General features: G+C 62.7%; 14 protein-coding genes. 4 read left to right on the top strand and 10 right to left on the bottom strand.

The genetic code is table 11. The annotated features are described in order from the left end of the window. Positions 1-77: 77 nt before the first annotated feature. The 3 genes from ACZ5M5_RS16935 to ACZ5M5_RS16925 form a co-directional block, all read right to left on the bottom strand. Positions 78-1,817 carry a dipeptidase gene (locus ACZ5M5_RS16935; protein ID WP_060742111.1) on the bottom strand — a complete coding sequence of 580 codons (1,740 nt, stop codon included), beginning with the start codon at positions 1,815-1,817 and terminating at the stop codon, positions 78-80. Positions 1,818-2,181: 364 nt separating this feature from the next. Further along, positions 2,182-4,182 carry a peptidase U32 family protein gene (locus ACZ5M5_RS16930; protein WP_060742112.1) on the bottom strand — a complete coding sequence of 667 codons (2,001 nt, stop codon included), beginning with the start codon at positions 4,180-4,182 and terminating at the stop codon, positions 2,182-2,184. A 117-nt stretch (positions 4,183-4,299) separates the two neighbouring features. Then, on the bottom strand, positions 4,300-5,862 hold the full coding sequence (locus ACZ5M5_RS16925; protein WP_103310251.1) for a sensor domain-containing diguanylate cyclase: 1,563 nt from the start codon (positions 5,860-5,862) through the stop codon (positions 4,300-4,302). Between the two features lie 127 nt (positions 5,863-5,989). Here ACZ5M5_RS16925 and ACZ5M5_RS16920 point away from each other — a divergent pair, with 127 nt between their 5' ends. The 4 genes from ACZ5M5_RS16920 (at position 5,990) to ACZ5M5_RS16905 (ending at position 7,956) form a co-directional block, all read left to right on the top strand. Beyond that, the gene (locus tag ACZ5M5_RS16920) at positions 5,990-6,448 is read left to right on the top strand and encodes a metallophosphoesterase family protein (RefSeq protein WP_060742114.1); all 459 of its coding nucleotides are present in this window, start codon (positions 5,990-5,992) and stop codon (positions 6,446-6,448) included. Positions 6,449-6,593: 145 nt separating this feature from the next. Further along, positions 6,594-7,118: a chalcone isomerase family protein gene (locus tag ACZ5M5_RS16915; protein WP_464737656.1), complete on the top strand. Its 525-nt coding sequence runs from the start codon at positions 6,594-6,596 to the stop codon at positions 7,116-7,118. Then, positions 7,115-7,654, top strand: coding sequence for a DUF3833 domain-containing protein (locus ACZ5M5_RS16910; protein ID WP_060742116.1), 540 nt, complete (start codon positions 7,115-7,117; stop codon positions 7,652-7,654). Before ACZ5M5_RS16915 ends, ACZ5M5_RS16910 begins: the two co-directional genes overlap by 4 nt. Beyond that, a complete protein-coding gene (locus tag ACZ5M5_RS16905) occupies positions 7,651-7,956 on the top strand; it encodes a DUF6482 family protein (protein WP_060742117.1) in 306 nt (101 codons plus the stop codon). Before ACZ5M5_RS16910 ends, ACZ5M5_RS16905 begins: the two co-directional genes overlap by 4 nt. Positions 7,957-7,977: 21 nt before the next feature. Here the strand turns inward: ACZ5M5_RS16905 and ACZ5M5_RS16900 are convergent, their stop codons facing one another. The 7 genes from ACZ5M5_RS16900 to ACZ5M5_RS16870 form a co-directional block, all read right to left on the bottom strand. Then, the gene (locus ACZ5M5_RS16900; RefSeq protein WP_060742118.1) at positions 7,978-8,466 is read right to left on the bottom strand and encodes a DUF2878 domain-containing protein; all 489 of its coding nucleotides are present in this window, start codon (positions 8,464-8,466) and stop codon (positions 7,978-7,980) included. A gap of 5 nt (positions 8,467-8,471) precedes the next feature. Then, positions 8,472-9,734 carry an SAM-dependent methyltransferase gene (locus ACZ5M5_RS16895; protein ID WP_060742119.1) on the bottom strand — a complete coding sequence of 421 codons (1,263 nt, stop codon included), beginning with the start codon at positions 9,732-9,734 and terminating at the stop codon, positions 8,472-8,474. Then, entirely contained in the window at positions 9,706-10,521 is an 816-nt protein-coding gene (locus ACZ5M5_RS16890) for a DUF1365 domain-containing protein (protein ID WP_060742120.1), read from the bottom strand. Before ACZ5M5_RS16890 ends, ACZ5M5_RS16895 begins: the two co-directional genes overlap by 29 nt. Beyond that, complete coding sequence (locus ACZ5M5_RS16885) at positions 10,518-11,765, bottom strand: NAD(P)/FAD-dependent oxidoreductase (protein ID WP_060742121.1); 1,248 nt, start codon at positions 11,763-11,765, stop codon at positions 10,518-10,520. Before ACZ5M5_RS16885 ends, ACZ5M5_RS16890 begins: the two co-directional genes overlap by 4 nt. 3 nt (positions 11,766-11,768) lie before the next feature. After that, positions 11,769-12,524, bottom strand: coding sequence for an SDR family NAD(P)-dependent oxidoreductase (locus ACZ5M5_RS16880; protein ID WP_464737655.1), 756 nt, complete (start codon positions 12,522-12,524; stop codon positions 11,769-11,771). Further along, positions 12,521-12,943, bottom strand: coding sequence for a nuclear transport factor 2 family protein (locus ACZ5M5_RS16875; RefSeq protein ID WP_060742123.1), 423 nt, complete (start codon positions 12,941-12,943; stop codon positions 12,521-12,523). Before ACZ5M5_RS16875 ends, ACZ5M5_RS16880 begins: the two co-directional genes overlap by 4 nt. Before the next feature lie 179 nt (positions 12,944-13,122). Further along, positions 13,123-14,208 (bottom strand): alkene reductase, encoded by a 1,086-nt coding sequence (locus ACZ5M5_RS16870; RefSeq protein ID WP_060742124.1) that lies wholly within the window; start codon positions 14,206-14,208, stop codon positions 13,123-13,125. Positions 14,209-14,247: the final 39 nt, after the last annotated feature.

The raw sequence follows: 14,247 nt of genomic DNA, 5'->3' as shown, positions 1-14,247 counted from the left end.
AGCAAACTCCCTCGCCACAGGAGCCAAGCAAGCCTCAGGGGCAAGCAAGTTTCAAGTGAACGGTGTGGCTCGGACAATCACAACTTCGGCAACTGCCCGATCCGCCCCATCATCTCGGTCACGATCTGCAAGTCCAGCAGGAACTGCTCCACCGTCTTGAACTCGTTGTCGTTATGGCCGGTGTACTTGACGTCGGGCATCGCCAGGCCGAATTGCACGCCATTGGGCAAGTCATGGACCGAGGTGGCGCCGGCGGAGGTGCCGTATTTGTGTTCCATGCCCAGGTTCTCACTGGCCACGGCCAGCAGCGCCTTGACCCATTCACCCTCGGGGTTGCGGTACATCGGCTCGTCGATGGAGTAATCGAAGGCCACGGCGACCTTGGATTTCTTGCTCCAGGCGGCCAATTTATCGGCAATGTCAGTCTTGATCGCTTCGGTGGGCTTGCCGACCGGTACCCGCAGGTTGACCGCAAGCTTGAAGGTCTTCTCATCCATCCCGACGAACGTCAGGGACGCGGTCAGCGGGCCCATGAAGGCATCGGAAAAGCCAATCCCCAGTTTGCTGCCCAGATAGTCCAGGCCCCAGTTGTCGGCGGCGTAGCGGGCGGCGTCGGTGATGTGGTTGTGCTTGAGCGCGACCTTGCCGTCCAGGCCATTGATGAAGTCCAGCATCCGCGCGACCGGGTTGACGCCTGACTCGGGCTCGGAGGAGTGGGCGGATACGCCGGTGAAGGTCAGTTGCACGTCCTTGCCGACGACTTGGGTGCCCACTTCGAAATTGCCGCCGTTGCGCTTGGCATAGTCGGTAGCGGCCTTGAGCAGGTCGGCGGCCAGTTCGGCAGGCTTGTCGCCGGTAAAGGTGGCCACGGAGGTCGACGGAATCTGATTGGTCGCCAGGCCGCCGGTCAATGCGGTGATTTGCGCGCCCTTGCCCTGTGCGGTACGCCGGGCGAAGTTCGCCATGACGGTGCCGTAGCCTTTCTCGGCAATCACCACCGGGTAGCCGCCATCCAGCGCCAGGTTGTAGTTGGGCGTCGGGTTGCGTTCGAAATAATAGGGGATGGCGTCACCGGTGGTTTCCTCGGTGGTGTCGACCAGCAGCTTGAAGTTGCGCGCCAGTGGCAGTTTTTCTTCCTTGATGATCTTCATGGCGTAGAGCGCCACGACGATGCCGTTCTTGTCGTCCTCGGTGCCCCGGCCATACATGCGGTCGCCCACCAGGGTGACCTTGAACGGATCGAGGCGGGTGCCGTCTTTCAACACCCAGTTTTGCGGCGTGACCGGCACCACGTCGGCATGGGCATGGATACCGACGACTTCGTCACCGCTGCCTTCGAGGGAAATCTCATAGACGCGGTTGTCGATGTTGCGGAAGTTCAGCTTGAACGCTTCGGCCAGGCTTTTGATCTTGTCGGCGATCTTGAGAAATTCCGGATTCTCGTGCTGGGCTACACCGTCCTTGCGAAAGGTCGGGATGGCGACCAGTTCCTTCAGCGTCTCGGTGGCGGCTGTGCCGTATTTCACTCGGGCGTAGAGGCCCAGCAGGCGATGGATTTCGTTCTGTTGTTCAGCCGACAGGGTTTTGTTGTCCTGGAAGGCGCTGATGGCCGGGCCGAGGTTCGCGGTTTTGGCGAGGTCGTTTTTGGCTACTTCCGCGAGGAACTGCCGGAAATCGGTGACGGAGGTGTCGGAAAAGGTTTTGACGAGGGTCGCGCTTTGTTGTGCGGTGATATTGGCGTTGGCCGACATCGCGAATGACGACAGGCTGGACAGTACGAGGGTGGCGACGGCAAGACGCTTGAACGGGAAGTTCATGGTGGCAGGCATTCCTTTGCAGGGGAGAAGTGTCGTGTGATGAAACAATCACTTACAACCTAACACCATGAACCCGCGGCGGGGGAGCCCTTGAACAGAATTTGTCGCCCGGAAAAGCGAAAACGGCGCAGAAATGAAAAATCCATTCCAACCAGCCGACACTCAGTGTGGGAGCGGGGCACACGCTTTGTGAACGCCCGCAACCCAATGTGGGAGCGAGCTTGCTCGCGATAGCGGTGGGTCAGCTTGCATCCATGCTGATCCTGTTGACGCCATCGCGAGCAAGCTCGCTCCCACAGGGGAACTGTGGTGGACACACGCTTTGTGAACACCCACTCCCACAGGGGATGCGGGTGGATATTGTTTAATGTGGCGCGCGTGGAATCGTCTTGAGCAGGTCTTCAGGGCTGATATGACCTACCACAGGCTGCGCCGTGCTGCCGGGCAATGGCAGGTCAAGGATGTGCCCCTTGATCTTGCCGACCACATGCATCTCGCAGGGTTTGCAGTCGAACTTCAGCGTCAGCACTTCATCGCCGTGTATCAGTTGCATCGGCGCGACCTTGGTGCGCACGCCGGTGACACCCTTGGCCTGCTTGGGGCAGAGGTTGAACGAGAAGCGCAGGCAGTGCTTGGTGATCATCACCGGCACTTCACCGGTTTCCTCGTGGGCCTCGAACGCCGCATCGATCAGCTTGACCCCGTGGCGATGATAGAAGTCCCGGGCCTTCTGGTTGTAGACGTTGGCCAGGAACGACAGGTGCGACTCCGGGTACACCGGCGGCGGGCTGGTCTCGGCCTTGCGGCCACCCCGTGGATGAGCCGCCACACGAGCAGCGGTCAGGGCCTCGATGGCTTCGCGGCGCAACGCCTTGAGCTGCGAGTTGGGGATGAAGAACGCCTGGGGCGCATCCAGCTCGATGGCGGTGGCGTGGTATTCGGTGGTGCCCAATTGGCCGAGCAGGTCGTGCAGTTGCTCCAGGGCCTGTTCCGGCTTGTTGGCCAGGCCGAACGGCCCGTCCAGGGTGATGCTGGCGCTGATGCCTTCCTCGCTGGTGGCGGTCAGCTCCAGGTGCTCTTCGCGCAGGCGCGCGACCCAGGCCAGGCCGACGCGGCGCTCGGAGGAGGTCTTGAGCAACGCTTGCTGCCAGTTGTGATCCAGGTTGCGGCTCAACGGGTGGTTGGGACGCAACTGGTACATGCCGGCCGGCATTTCGTTGGGTTCGACGCGGTAACGGTAGCGCTTCTGGCCGTCCTCTTCGAATTCACCCTTGGGCTCGGCGATGTTGGCGCGGAAACCGACGACTTCGCGCTTGACCAGTACGTTGAGACCGTCGCCGTTGGACAGCGGATCGAAGGTCACCACTTGCAGGTCGCGCTTGCCGACTTTTTCCACCACGCCCACCGGCACGCCGGTAAAGGTTGGCGAATCAAAGGCGCCGATGTCGATCTTGCGCTCGCTGACGAAATAGTCGGTGCTGCCACGGTGGAAGGTCTTGTCCGGGTCGGGGACGAAGAAGTGTGCGGTACGGCCGCTGGACGCGCGGGCCAGGTCCGGGCGGTCTTCGAGGACATCGTCCAGGCGCTGGCGGTAATAGGCGGTGATGTTCTTCACATAGCCCATGTCCTTGTAGCGCCCTTCGATCTTGAACGAACGCACGCCGGCTTCGACCAGGGCACGGATGTTGGCGCTCTGGTTGTTGTCTTTCATCGACAGCAGGTGTTTTTCATAGGCGACCACCCGACCCTGGTCATCCTTGAGGGTGTAGGGCAGGCGGCAGGCCTGGGAGCAGTCGCCACGGTTGGCGCTGCGGCCGTTCTGGGCGTGGGAGATGTTGCACTGGCCGGAAAACGCCACGCACAGCGCACCGTGGATGAAGAACTCGATGGCCGCATCGGTCTCGTCGGCGATGGCACGGATTTCCTGCAGGTTCAGCTCACGGGCCAGGACCAGTTGCGAGAAACCGGCCTGGTCGAGAAACTTTGCCCGGGCCAGGGTGCGGATGTCGGTCTGGGTGCTGGCGTGCAACTCGATGGGCGGGATATCCAGCTCCATCACCCCCAGGTCCTGGACAATCAACGCGTCGACGCCAGCGTCGTACAACTGGTGGATCAGCTGGCGGGCCGGCTCCAGTTCGTTGTCGTGCAGGATGGTGTTGATGGTCGTGAACACACGGGCGTGGTAGCGGTGGGCGAACTCCACCAGCCGGGCAATATCGCCCACCTCGTTGCAGGCGTTGTGACGCGCGCCGAAACTCGGGCCACCGATGTACACGGCGTCTGCGCCATGCAGGATGGCCTCGCGGGCGATGGTCACGTCGCGGGCGGGGCTGAGCAATTCCAGATGATGTTTGGGCAAGGACATTTGTTTTTAGTCAGGCTGGTCACGGTCGAAGCGCGCATTGTAGCCGCCAGGCGCCTCGCCGGCACCTGTGGACTTGGGTTTGCACGATTCTGACCGATGCGCGGCACTCCCGCGGGTTCACCCCGGCGTCGAGTCGGCGCTGCACCAGCGGTTCCGCCCGGTGTTCTTGGCCAGGTACAAGAAGGCATCGGCGGCCCTGATCAGCATGGCCGGGGTGACGTCCTCGCCGCTCGGCTGGCAGGTGGTGATGCCCGCGCTGATGGTCACAATGCCCAAGGGGTGGTCGCCATGTTCAATGTTCAAGGCCCTGACCGCTTCGAGGATTTGCTGCGCGACCTTGGTGGCGCCGGCGCTGTCGGTGTTTGGCAGCAGCACGGTGAACTCTTCACCGCCATAGCGGACCGCCAGGTCGCCCGGCCTTTTGATGGTCTGCCCGAGCGCGGTTGCAATCGCCCGCAGGCAATCGTCCCCGGCGGCATGGCCGTATTTGTCGTTGAAACGCTTGAAGTAATCGACGTCGAGCATGATCAGGGCCAGGGACGAACCCTGGCGCCTGGCCAGGCGGATCTCATCGGCCAGGGCGATATCCAGCCGCCTGCGGTTGCCCAGCCCGGTCAGGCTGTCGGTCAGCGCCATGTCGCGCATGGCCTGGTGGGCGCTGCGAATCTGCTTCTCCATGGCCATGCGGTAACGCAGCTGGCTCAACACGATGAGCCCGAAGCCCACCAGGATCGCGATCAGGAAAATCAGCACCAAACCGGTCTTGAACAGGTCGCGGCGCCAGGGCGCGATGATCGATTCGCGGGACAGGCCGGCTTCCACCACCAGCGGGTAAGTGGTCAGGGCCCGGTAGCCGTACAGGCGCTCGGTGTCGTCGACGACGGCCTTGGCCTCGGCAACCCCTTGGTTGGAGGTGGGTAAATGTTCCCTGAAAATCACGCTGTTGACGAGGCTCTTGCCAATCACCGAAGCGACGAAGGGGCGTCGGACCAGGATCGTTCCGCTGCGCTTGGCCAGGACCAGTGCGCCTTTGCCATCGATTTTGAAGTCGCCGTAGTAGTCGACGAAATAGCTCACCTTCACGGTCCCCAGCAATACGCCGGCAAACGAGCCATCAGGGTTGTTCAGGCGGCGGGAAATGGGAATGATCAGGTCGTTGGTGGAGCGGCTATTGACGACGTCACCGATGCGCACGCCTTGATCCTCGTGGGTACGGTGGTATTGGAAGTAGTCGCGGTCGGCGTTGTTCGCCATTTCCGGGATCGCCTCCTTGTCCGTCACCAGCCATTGGCCATCCGGGCCATAGATAAACAACCCGTGCAGTTGCGGCATGATGGCAGCCTGCTGCACCAATAGCTTATGGATGCGTGGGATGTCCATGTTCTGCAGGCCATCGCCTTCCACCCGTTCGGCGAGGGCGGCGGTGACCACATCCACTTGTCGAATGGTATCTTCAGCGTGTTGGGCCGTCGCCCGCGCCAGGTTCGTCACCGAATCCCGGGCAGACGCAAAAGCGGCGCGGTAGTCGCGCCAGGTCCGCCAGCCTTCGACGGCCAGGAAGGCGATGACGACCACGAGCATGAAACTCACGGTCAGCCGGAATGCCGCACCGGCCCGCCCAGCTTGCTGGGTCTCGTCGGGGCTTTCGATCTTGGGCTCCGGCTGCTTGCGTCCGAGCATTGACGTATCCTTTCCATGACGGGTCTGCACTTTTCACGGCGCAGCCTATCCTATTCGAATTCAGCATGTTAGCTGACTGCGACGAGGCAGGTACGAGCGGCGACACACGATTGGAGAGAAAGGTTTCATGAAAGTCGGCGTCATTTCCGATACCCACGGCCTGTTGCGTCCCGAAGCACTTGCCGCGCTGCAAGGCTGTGAGCGGATCATTCATGCCGGCGACATCGGCAGCCCCGATATCCTGGCGCAATTGGCATGCCTTGCTCCGTTGTACGTGGTACGGGGCAATAACGACCTGGGTGCCGAGTGGGCGGCGGAGCTTGCCGATCGCCTGCAATTCGACCTGGACGGCTGGCCAGTCCTGTTGGTGCATGACATCGCCGATGTCCAGGCTGCGCTGGACCCGGCCGTGAAGTGGGTGATCACCGGCCATTCCCACAAGCCGAGCATCGAATGGCGCGGCGAACGGCTTTACCTCAACCCCGGCAGCGCTGGTCGGCGGCGTTTCAAGCTGCCGGTGACACTGGCGTTGGTTGAGGTGGAGGCCGCAGTGATCGAGCCGCGGATCGTTCAGTTGCTGGAATGACCGGCGTGTAGCCCTCGTCTTTTCTCGTTGGCATAGAAAAGCTGTACAAATACATATCTCTGTACAATTATTGGGGCGTCCTTGAGAAACCGGTGGCGTGTCCATGATCAGGTCGTTCGCGTTCAGGAAAAGCCTGGCCCGATGCATGGTTGGCCTGCTTGTACTGTATTGCGCCCACGTCTGGTCCGATTGGCGACTCGCACTGCCGGGCACACGGCTGGTCGGGCAGGCCGATTTCACCTGGTTCGGGTTCGAGGTGTATCAGGCGCGATTATGGAGCGCAGCCTTGCTACCCGGCCTTGAAACGGCGTTTGCCTTGGAACTCGATTACCGGCGCGCCATCAGCGCGCAAACCCTGGTCGAGACCAGCCTTGCAGAAATGCAACGCATCAGGGGAGCGCCCTTGGACGCTGGGCGTCTGGATGCGTGGCGAGGTCACATGCAGCAGGCCTTTGTCGACGTAAAGCCGGGAAGTCGCATTACCGGCGTCAACCTGCCGGGGCGTGGTTGTCGTTTCTATGTGAATGGGCAGCTGTCCCACGAGGTGATGGACCCGGCATTCGCCCGAGCCTTCTTCGCCATCTGGCTGGACCCGGGAACCAAGGATAAAAAACTCAGGAATCAACTGCTTGGGCTTAAAAGTTCACGTGATGCAGGAGTTCGCCCATGAGCCGTTTTCTATTGGCGTTGCTGGTGATATTGGGTCTGACCAGTTGCGGTAATGTCGATGTCGACCACTACGCCGACCAGCAACCCCGGTTGGACCTGGAGCGTTTTTTCAGTCAGCCCGTCAAGGCCTGGGGCATTTATCAAAAACGCTCGGGTGAAGTGATCAAGCGTTTCGAGGTGGACATCTCCAGCCGCCACGAGGGTGATCGATTGATCCTGGATGAGCGTTTCCTCTACAGCGACGGCACGCGTCAGCGGCGGGTCTGGACGTTGACCCCCGAGGGGGCCGGACGCTGGCGCGGGCGTGCCGACGACGTGATCGGCGAAGCCCGGGGAGAAGTGGCCGGCAATGCACTGCGCTGGCAGTATCGGTTGAACCTGCCGGTGGACGGTTCGACCTATGAAGTGACCTTCGATGATTGGATGTACCTGATGGATGACGACACGCTGATCAACCGTTCGAGCATGAGCAAGCTGGGTGTCGAACTGGGCCAGGTCACGTTGTTTTTCCGGCGTCAGGCCGGGGGCATGCCATGACTTTGCAGGACTTGACCGACCTGGCCGTTGATGGCCGGATCCACGAACTGGAACTCTTGTCCCTGGAAGGCGGGCTCTACGTATTGCGCGCTCGGCTGGACAACGGATGGCATACGCTGCTCGACGCATCGGACAAGACATTGCCGGTACGCTCCACCACCCACCTGCGGGAACTGCTGCGTTTCGTGCCGCGCCTGCCGTGCATGTTGGTGCAGCAGGTGGTTCATGATGAGATGTGTGGTCAGCGTGAGGGCGTCGTCGAGCCGTTGCGCATCCCGCTGTTTCTGGACGAGCCCTGGTAGCGTCTCGCTGGCGTCCTGCGGTCAGCGCGATTCGGCCAGGCGCAACGCCAGCGGCAGCCATAAGCCCCACAGTGGCGCCAGGAGCAGCGCGGTTGCGAGTGAGCCGAGGGGGAGCGTCACCCCGGCCAGCGGTGCGCCCGCGCAATAGGCCAGCGGCCCGCCAGCCATCCCCGCCAGCACACCGCGCCAGGCCGGTCTTGTGGCCCAGGCCAGGCTATGGCGCAAACCAGTGGCGAAGACCAGCCAGAGCAGCGCCAGCCAAAGTGGCAACGGACCTTGCTCGAACACGAACACGCCCAGCGCACCCAGGCTCCAGTCGAGCAACATGCCGCAGAGGCCGACGCTGATCACCGCATGGCACTCGGCCCTGGGCGCCGGGCTGAATGCCAGGTGGGCGAGCAGGCCGCCGGCTACCGCCAGCAGCCAGCCCGGCTGATGGGCACCGGCCACGCAGCCCCACCAGCCCAGTTGCAGCCAGAGCGCGTTGATCAGCAGGCCGCTGCGGCTCATCGGACTTACCGTTGTTCCGGCAGGAACGACGGGCGGGCGGCGGGACCGGCGAACAACAACTGGGCAACGCCGATGGCACGCTCCTGGAATCCCCCTTCGCAGTAGCACAGGTAGAACTCCCACAGGCGCTGGAAGGTTTCGTCATAGCCCAACTCCGACAAAGCCTGGCGCGATTGGCGGAAGTTCTCGTGCCAGTGCCGCAGCGTACGGGCGTAGTGTGCACCGAAATCCTCGAGGTGCAGCAGGTTGAGTGACGTCTGTGTGCTGGCGGTGTTCAACAGGATCGACAGCGATGGCAGGGCGCCGCCGGGAAAGACATGGCGTTGGATAAAATCCACCGAGCGCCGGGCTTGGGCATAGCGCTGGTCACGGATGGTGATCGATTGCAGCAACATCAAACCATCATCCTTGAGTCGTGCGGCGCAGCAGCGGAAATACTCAGGCAGGTAGCGATGCCCGACCGCCTCGATCATTTCGATGGACACCAGCTTGTCGTAGCGTCCCTGCAAGTCGCGGTAGTCCTGGCGCAGCACCTGGACACGCGCTTGCAGGCCCAGCGCCTCGACACGCTGCAGCGTATGGCGGTACTGCTCGTCGGACAAGGTCGTGGTGGTGACCTGGCAACCGTAGTGTGTCGCCGCATGGATGGCGAGGCTGCCCCAGCCCGTACCGATTTCCAGCAAGTGGTCGCCGGGGCGCAGGTCAAGCTTGCGACAAATGCGTTCCAGTTTGTTGCGCTGGGCGTCTTCCAGGCTCTGTTCGGGGCTTTCGAACAGCGCGGCGGAATACATCATGGTGGGATCGAGCAGTCGCTCGAACAGCTCATTGCCCAAGTCGTAGTGAGCCATGATATTGCGCCGCGAGCCTTTGCGATTGTTGCGGTTGAGCCAGTGCAAGCCACGCATCAGCGGGCGGCTGAGGCGAGCCAGGCCGCTGTCCATGGCGTCGAGCACTTCCAGGTTGGCCACGAACAGGCGTGTCACGGCGGTCAGGTCGGTGCTGCGCCAGTAGCCGCGGATATAAGCCTCTCCAGCACCGATGGAACCGTTGCCGGCGACCATGCCCCAGGCCGCGTCGTCGAGAATCTCGACCTCGGCCACCAACGGGCTGGCGAGGTCGCCGAAGCTCAACGGCGCGCCATCGACCGTCAGGCACAGGTGGCCGTGACGCAGGCGGCGCAATTGGCCGAGCACGGCCTGCTTGAAGAAGCCGCCGTTGAACAGGCAGGAGCTGCTGGCCTTAGTGACGCTCAGGGTGGGTTCGGGCATGGTCGGAGTCCTTGTGGGCGGTTTCGCCAATACTCAGGTCGCCTTGGCTGGCCTGGTGTGCGTGCAGGGGTGTGCGTTTGAACAGCAGGCGCAGGGCCTGCCAGTAGATGGCGCTGACAGTGCGCAGGCTCATCCATGGGAAGGCCAGGACATGACGGCGCAGCGACCGGCCATCGAGAGGCTGGCGCTCGAGCGCGAGGTGGGCCTCGAACACTTTGTGCCCGGCGCGCCAGTTCTCCATGTGCACACGGATACTGGCGTCCTGGACCAGGAAACGCATGCGATAGTCCATGTCCCGGGGCAGGAACGGTGAAACATGGAACGCCTTGGCCACCCGGAACGCCTGGGGTTCGCCCGGACGCACGGGCAGCACATAGTGGTAACGTTCGCGCCATGGGGTATTACGCACTTCGCAGAGGATCGCCGACAGGCGTCCGTCGGTTTCGTGGCAGAAATAAAAACTCACCGGGTTGAACGACAGGCCCCAACTGCGTGGCTGGGTCAGCAGGTGGATCGCACCTTGCGGAGCCGTGCCCAGGCTTTCGGCGAGGATCTCGCGCACGGCGTCGACCAGGGGCACGCCCAGATGGGTGCGCGCCGGCAGGTAATCGCGCTCGCGCCAGCACAGCGGCGCCAGGGTCCATGGCCGCAGCAGGCGCGACAGGCCCAGCACGTGCTGCTGTTCGGCGAGGTCCAGGTACAGCATGCCGATCGGATAACGAAAGGCGTGGACGCGTGGGGCATGACGCCGATGGTCGATCCAGCCGCGACACAGGCTGCTGTTCACAGGTGCTCTCCGAAATGCTCCGCGACGTGGAGTGCGCTGACCACACCGTCTTCATGAAAACCGTTGGCCCAATAGGCTCCGCAGAAATAGCTGTGCCGCTGCCCTTGCAACTCACCCTGGCGGGCCTGTGCGGCGACGCCGGCGAGGCTGTACTGGGGATGGGCGTAATCGAAGCGTGCAAGCACCAGGGCCGGGTCGACCGCATCGCTCTGGTTCAGGCTCACGCAAAAGGTCACCGGCGCGTCCAGGCCCTGGAGGATGTTCATGTTGTACGTCAGCGCGGCCGGTGCCTGGGGTGGTCCACCGAGGCGGTAGTTCCAGCTTGCCCAGGCCTGGCGCCGCCGTGGCAGTAGTCGGGTATCGGTGTGCAGCAGCACTTCGTTGCTGGCGTAGGCCAAGGCACCGAGGACCTCGGTCTCTTCGGCGCTGGGAGCCTCGAGCAGGGCGAGGGCCTGGTCGCTGTGGCAGGCGAACACCACTTTATCGAAGTGCTCGATGCCAACTGCGCTGGTCACGCTGACCCCGCTGGCGTCCCGGCTGACGCGTTGCACCGGGCAGTCGAGTCGGATGTGCTGGCGGAACCCGGCGCACAACGGGGTGATATAACCGCAAGAGCCGCCTTCGATCACGCGCCATTGCGGACGGTGGTTGACTGACAGCAGACCGTGGTTGTGGCAGAAGCGCACGAAGAACTGCAGCGGAAACTCCAGCATCCTGGCCGGCGACATCGACCAGATCGCCGAACCCATAGGCACGATGTAGTGATCGATGAAACGCTGGCCGTAACCGTGGCTGTGCAGGTAGTCACCGAGCCGCGTGGCAGCGTCGATGCGTTGCGCCTGCAGATCGGCTGTCGCCTGCCGGTTGAACCGCAGGATGTCTCGCAGCATGCCCCAGAAACCGGGTGACAGCAGGTTGCGCCGGCGGGCGAACAGGCTGCGCAAGGTGTGGCCCTTGTATTCTTGCCCGGTGGCCGGTTCATGCACCGAGAAACTCATTTCCGTAGGGCGCGAAGCGACACCCAATTGGTCCAGCAGGCGAATGAAGTTCGGGTAGGTCCAGTCGTTGTACACGATGAAACCGGTATCCACGCCATAGCGTCGGCCTTGCCAATCGACCTCCACGGTATGGGTGTGGCCCCCGATCCGGTCGTCGGCCTCGAAGAGGGTGATCTGATGGCGACGGTTCAACAGGTAGGCGCAGGTCAACCCGGAAATGCCACTGCCGATGATTGCGATGCGCATGTCTCAAGATTCCTTGTTGGGGCGTGCCAGGCGCCGGCCCAGGGCCAGCCGCCAGCGGGCGGGCAACTGTCCGAGCAGGCGTAGAACGGCGGTGAAGGCCCAGGGAAATGCGATGTCCAGCGGCCGTGCCGGCAAGCACCGGGCGATATGCCGTGCCGCCTGTTGCGCTGACCAGCGCATGGGCATGGGGAAGTCGTTGCGCCGGGTCAGCGGGGTATCGACGAAACCGGGGCTCACCAGAGTGACGTCGATGCCTTCGGCGGCCAGGTCGATACGCAGGGATTCCACCAGGTAGCGCAATGCCGCCTTCGAGGCTCCGTAAGCCCCGGCACGCGGCAGGGCCAGCCAGGTGACCGCGCTGCCCACCACCACCAGATGCGGGCGTTGGCCCCGGCGCAGCAAGGGCAAGGCCGCCTCCAGGCAATGGCTGGTACCGAGCAGGTTGGTGGTGATGACACGCTCGACGAGGTGGGTGTCGAAATGCCCGGATTCCAGGTATTCACAGGTCCCGGCATTGAGGATCACCACGTCCAGCGCCAACCATTCATGCTCGATCTGCTGGCAGACCAGGGCGACCTGGCGCGGGTCGGTCAGGTCGCCCGGCAGTGCCAGCACCTGGTCTGGATAGCGGGCCGCCAACGCCTGCAAGGGTTCTGCCTGGCGTGCGCTCAATGCCAGGTGATGGCCTTGTTCCAGCAACTGTGCCGCGAGGGCCGCGCCAATGCCGCTGCTGGCCCCGGTCAGCCAGATGCGGCTCATGCCAGCCTCCGCTTGAGCCAGCGGACCGCCGGTCCCAGCAACGGCAGGTGTTCGTAGAGCAGGGCGCCGGCGTCGAAGAAATCCTGGTGATGGTAGACACGGTCGGTCCAGCGCAAATGGCTGCAACCCTGCAAGGCAATGGGGGCGCCGCCTGCCAGGCGTGGGTGCCGAAAGTGCAAGGTCCAGCGCAGATAACCTTCACCGGGAGCGACCTCATCGAACGCGTGGAAGTCGTAGCGCACGTCATGGGCGTTGGCATACAACTGCGCAAAGTACTCGCGCAAGGCGGTCAGGCCTTCGATCCGGTGCAACGGGTCCTGGAAATGGATGTCGACGCTGTAGAGCTCATCGAGCTCGCCGAGGCGACTGGCGTCCAGCTTGGCGAAAGCCTGGGCGAAACGCTGGAGATAGGCGGACATGCTAGGCTCCGAAATATTGTACAGAAAACTGTTTCTGTACAAGTTTTGAAGCCTACTTCAGGAGTTATACATTTGAAAGTTTTTTGTACAAGAAAATGTGAATTTGTACAATTTTAGTCGAGGCAAGAGCAGGGCGTCGCAAGCCCTGCTTTGCGTCTTGCTGGCTCACGTCTCCTGGATCATTGCGCCCGGGCTTCGGCCAGGGTCGGATAATCCGTGTAGCCCCGTTCTTCGCCTTGGTAGAAGGTCGCTGCGTCGGGTGTGTTCAACGCCTCACCCTGTTTGAAGCGCTCCACCAGGTCCGGGTTCGCCAGGAATGGCGTTCCGAACGCCACCAGGTCCGCTTCGCCACGACCGATGGCATTGCCCGCACGTTCCGCGCTGTAACCGCCGTTGGCAATGTAGGGGCCACCGAAGCGGCGCTTGAGTTCGAGGAAGTCGAACGGGCCTTCACCCAGTTCCACGATGTGCAGGTAGGCCAGGCCATAACGGCTGAGCATCCGGGCTGCGTATTCGAATGTCGCCTGCGGGTTGCTGTCGCTCATCGAGAAATAACTGAAGATCGGCGACAGGCGCACGCCCACCCGGCTGGCCCCGAAGACTTCGATCACCGACTCGACCACCTCCTTGAGGAAACGCGCGCGGTTCTCGATCGAGCCGCCGTAGGCATCGGTGCGTTGGTTGGTGCCGTCACGCAGGAACTGGTCGATCAGGTAGCCATTGGCACCGTGGATCTCTACGCCGTCGAAGCCAGCCAGCTTCGCGTTGACAGCGGCCTGGCGGAAGTCGGCGACCACGCCCGGGATCTCGTCGAGTTCCAGCGCCCGTGGCAGTTCATAAGGCTTGAGGCCTTCGGGGGTGTAGATCTCGCCATCGGCCTTGATCGCCGAGGGTGCTACCGGTTGGGCGCCGTTGACTTGCACCAGGGGATGGGACAGACGGCCCACGTGCCAGAGCTGCAAAAAGATTTGCCCACCCTCGGCATGGACCGCGTCGGTCACCTGTTTCCAGCCGGTGATTTGCTCAGGGGTAAAAATCCCCGGCGTTCTCAGGTAACCCTTGCCCTGGGCCGACACCTGGGAGCCTTCGCTGATGATCAAGCCGGCGCTGGCGCGTTGGCTGTAGTACTCGGCCATCAGGGCAGTGGCCGCATCGCCTGTTCCTGCGCGGCTGCGGGTCATCGGCGCCATGATCATGCGGTTTTTCAGGGACAGCTTGCCGACCTGGGCGCGGGACAGCAGAAGGTCGAGACCGATGTTGGTCATGATGTTCACCTCTATGGGATTCGGACAGTGGATCAGGGT

The sequence above is a fragment of the Pseudomonas sp. Van50 genome (assembly GCF_055390755.1).
This window is presented reverse-complemented; position numbering and strand designations above follow the sequence as displayed.

Coding starts and splice junctions, on each gene's coding strand:
- ACZ5M5_RS16935 (WP_060742111.1), bottom strand. CDS start 1,817: ATGAACTTCCCGTTCAAGCGTCTTGCCGTCGCCACCCTCGTACTGTCC.
- ACZ5M5_RS16930 (WP_060742112.1), bottom strand. CDS start 4,182: ATGTCCTTGCCCAAACATCATCTGGAATTGCTCAGCCCCGCCCGCGAC.
- ACZ5M5_RS16925 (WP_103310251.1), bottom strand. CDS start 5,862: ATGCTCGGACGCAAGCAGCCGGAGCCCAAGATCGAAAGCCCCGACGAG.
- ACZ5M5_RS16920 (WP_060742114.1), top strand. CDS start 5,990: ATGAAAGTCGGCGTCATTTCCGATACCCACGGCCTGTTGCGTCCCGAA.
- ACZ5M5_RS16915 (WP_464737656.1), top strand. CDS start 6,594: ATGGTTGGCCTGCTTGTACTGTATTGCGCCCACGTCTGGTCCGATTGG.
- ACZ5M5_RS16910 (WP_060742116.1), top strand. CDS start 7,115: ATGAGCCGTTTTCTATTGGCGTTGCTGGTGATATTGGGTCTGACCAGT.
- ACZ5M5_RS16905 (WP_060742117.1), top strand. CDS start 7,651: ATGACTTTGCAGGACTTGACCGACCTGGCCGTTGATGGCCGGATCCAC.
- ACZ5M5_RS16900 (WP_060742118.1), bottom strand. CDS start 8,466: ATGAGCCGCAGCGGCCTGCTGATCAACGCGCTCTGGCTGCAACTGGGC.
- ACZ5M5_RS16895 (WP_060742119.1), bottom strand. CDS start 9,734: ATGCCCGAACCCACCCTGAGCGTCACTAAGGCCAGCAGCTCCTGCCTG.
- ACZ5M5_RS16885 (WP_060742121.1), bottom strand. CDS start 11,765: ATGCGCATCGCAATCATCGGCAGTGGCATTTCCGGGTTGACCTGCGCC.
- ACZ5M5_RS16880 (WP_464737655.1), bottom strand. CDS start 12,524: ATGAGCCGCATCTGGCTGACCGGGGCCAGCAGCGGCATTGGCGCGGCC.
- ACZ5M5_RS16875 (WP_060742123.1), bottom strand. CDS start 12,943: ATGTCCGCCTATCTCCAGCGTTTCGCCCAGGCTTTCGCCAAGCTGGAC.
- ACZ5M5_RS16870 (WP_060742124.1), bottom strand. CDS start 14,208: ATGACCAACATCGGTCTCGACCTTCTGCTGTCCCGCGCCCAGGTCGGC.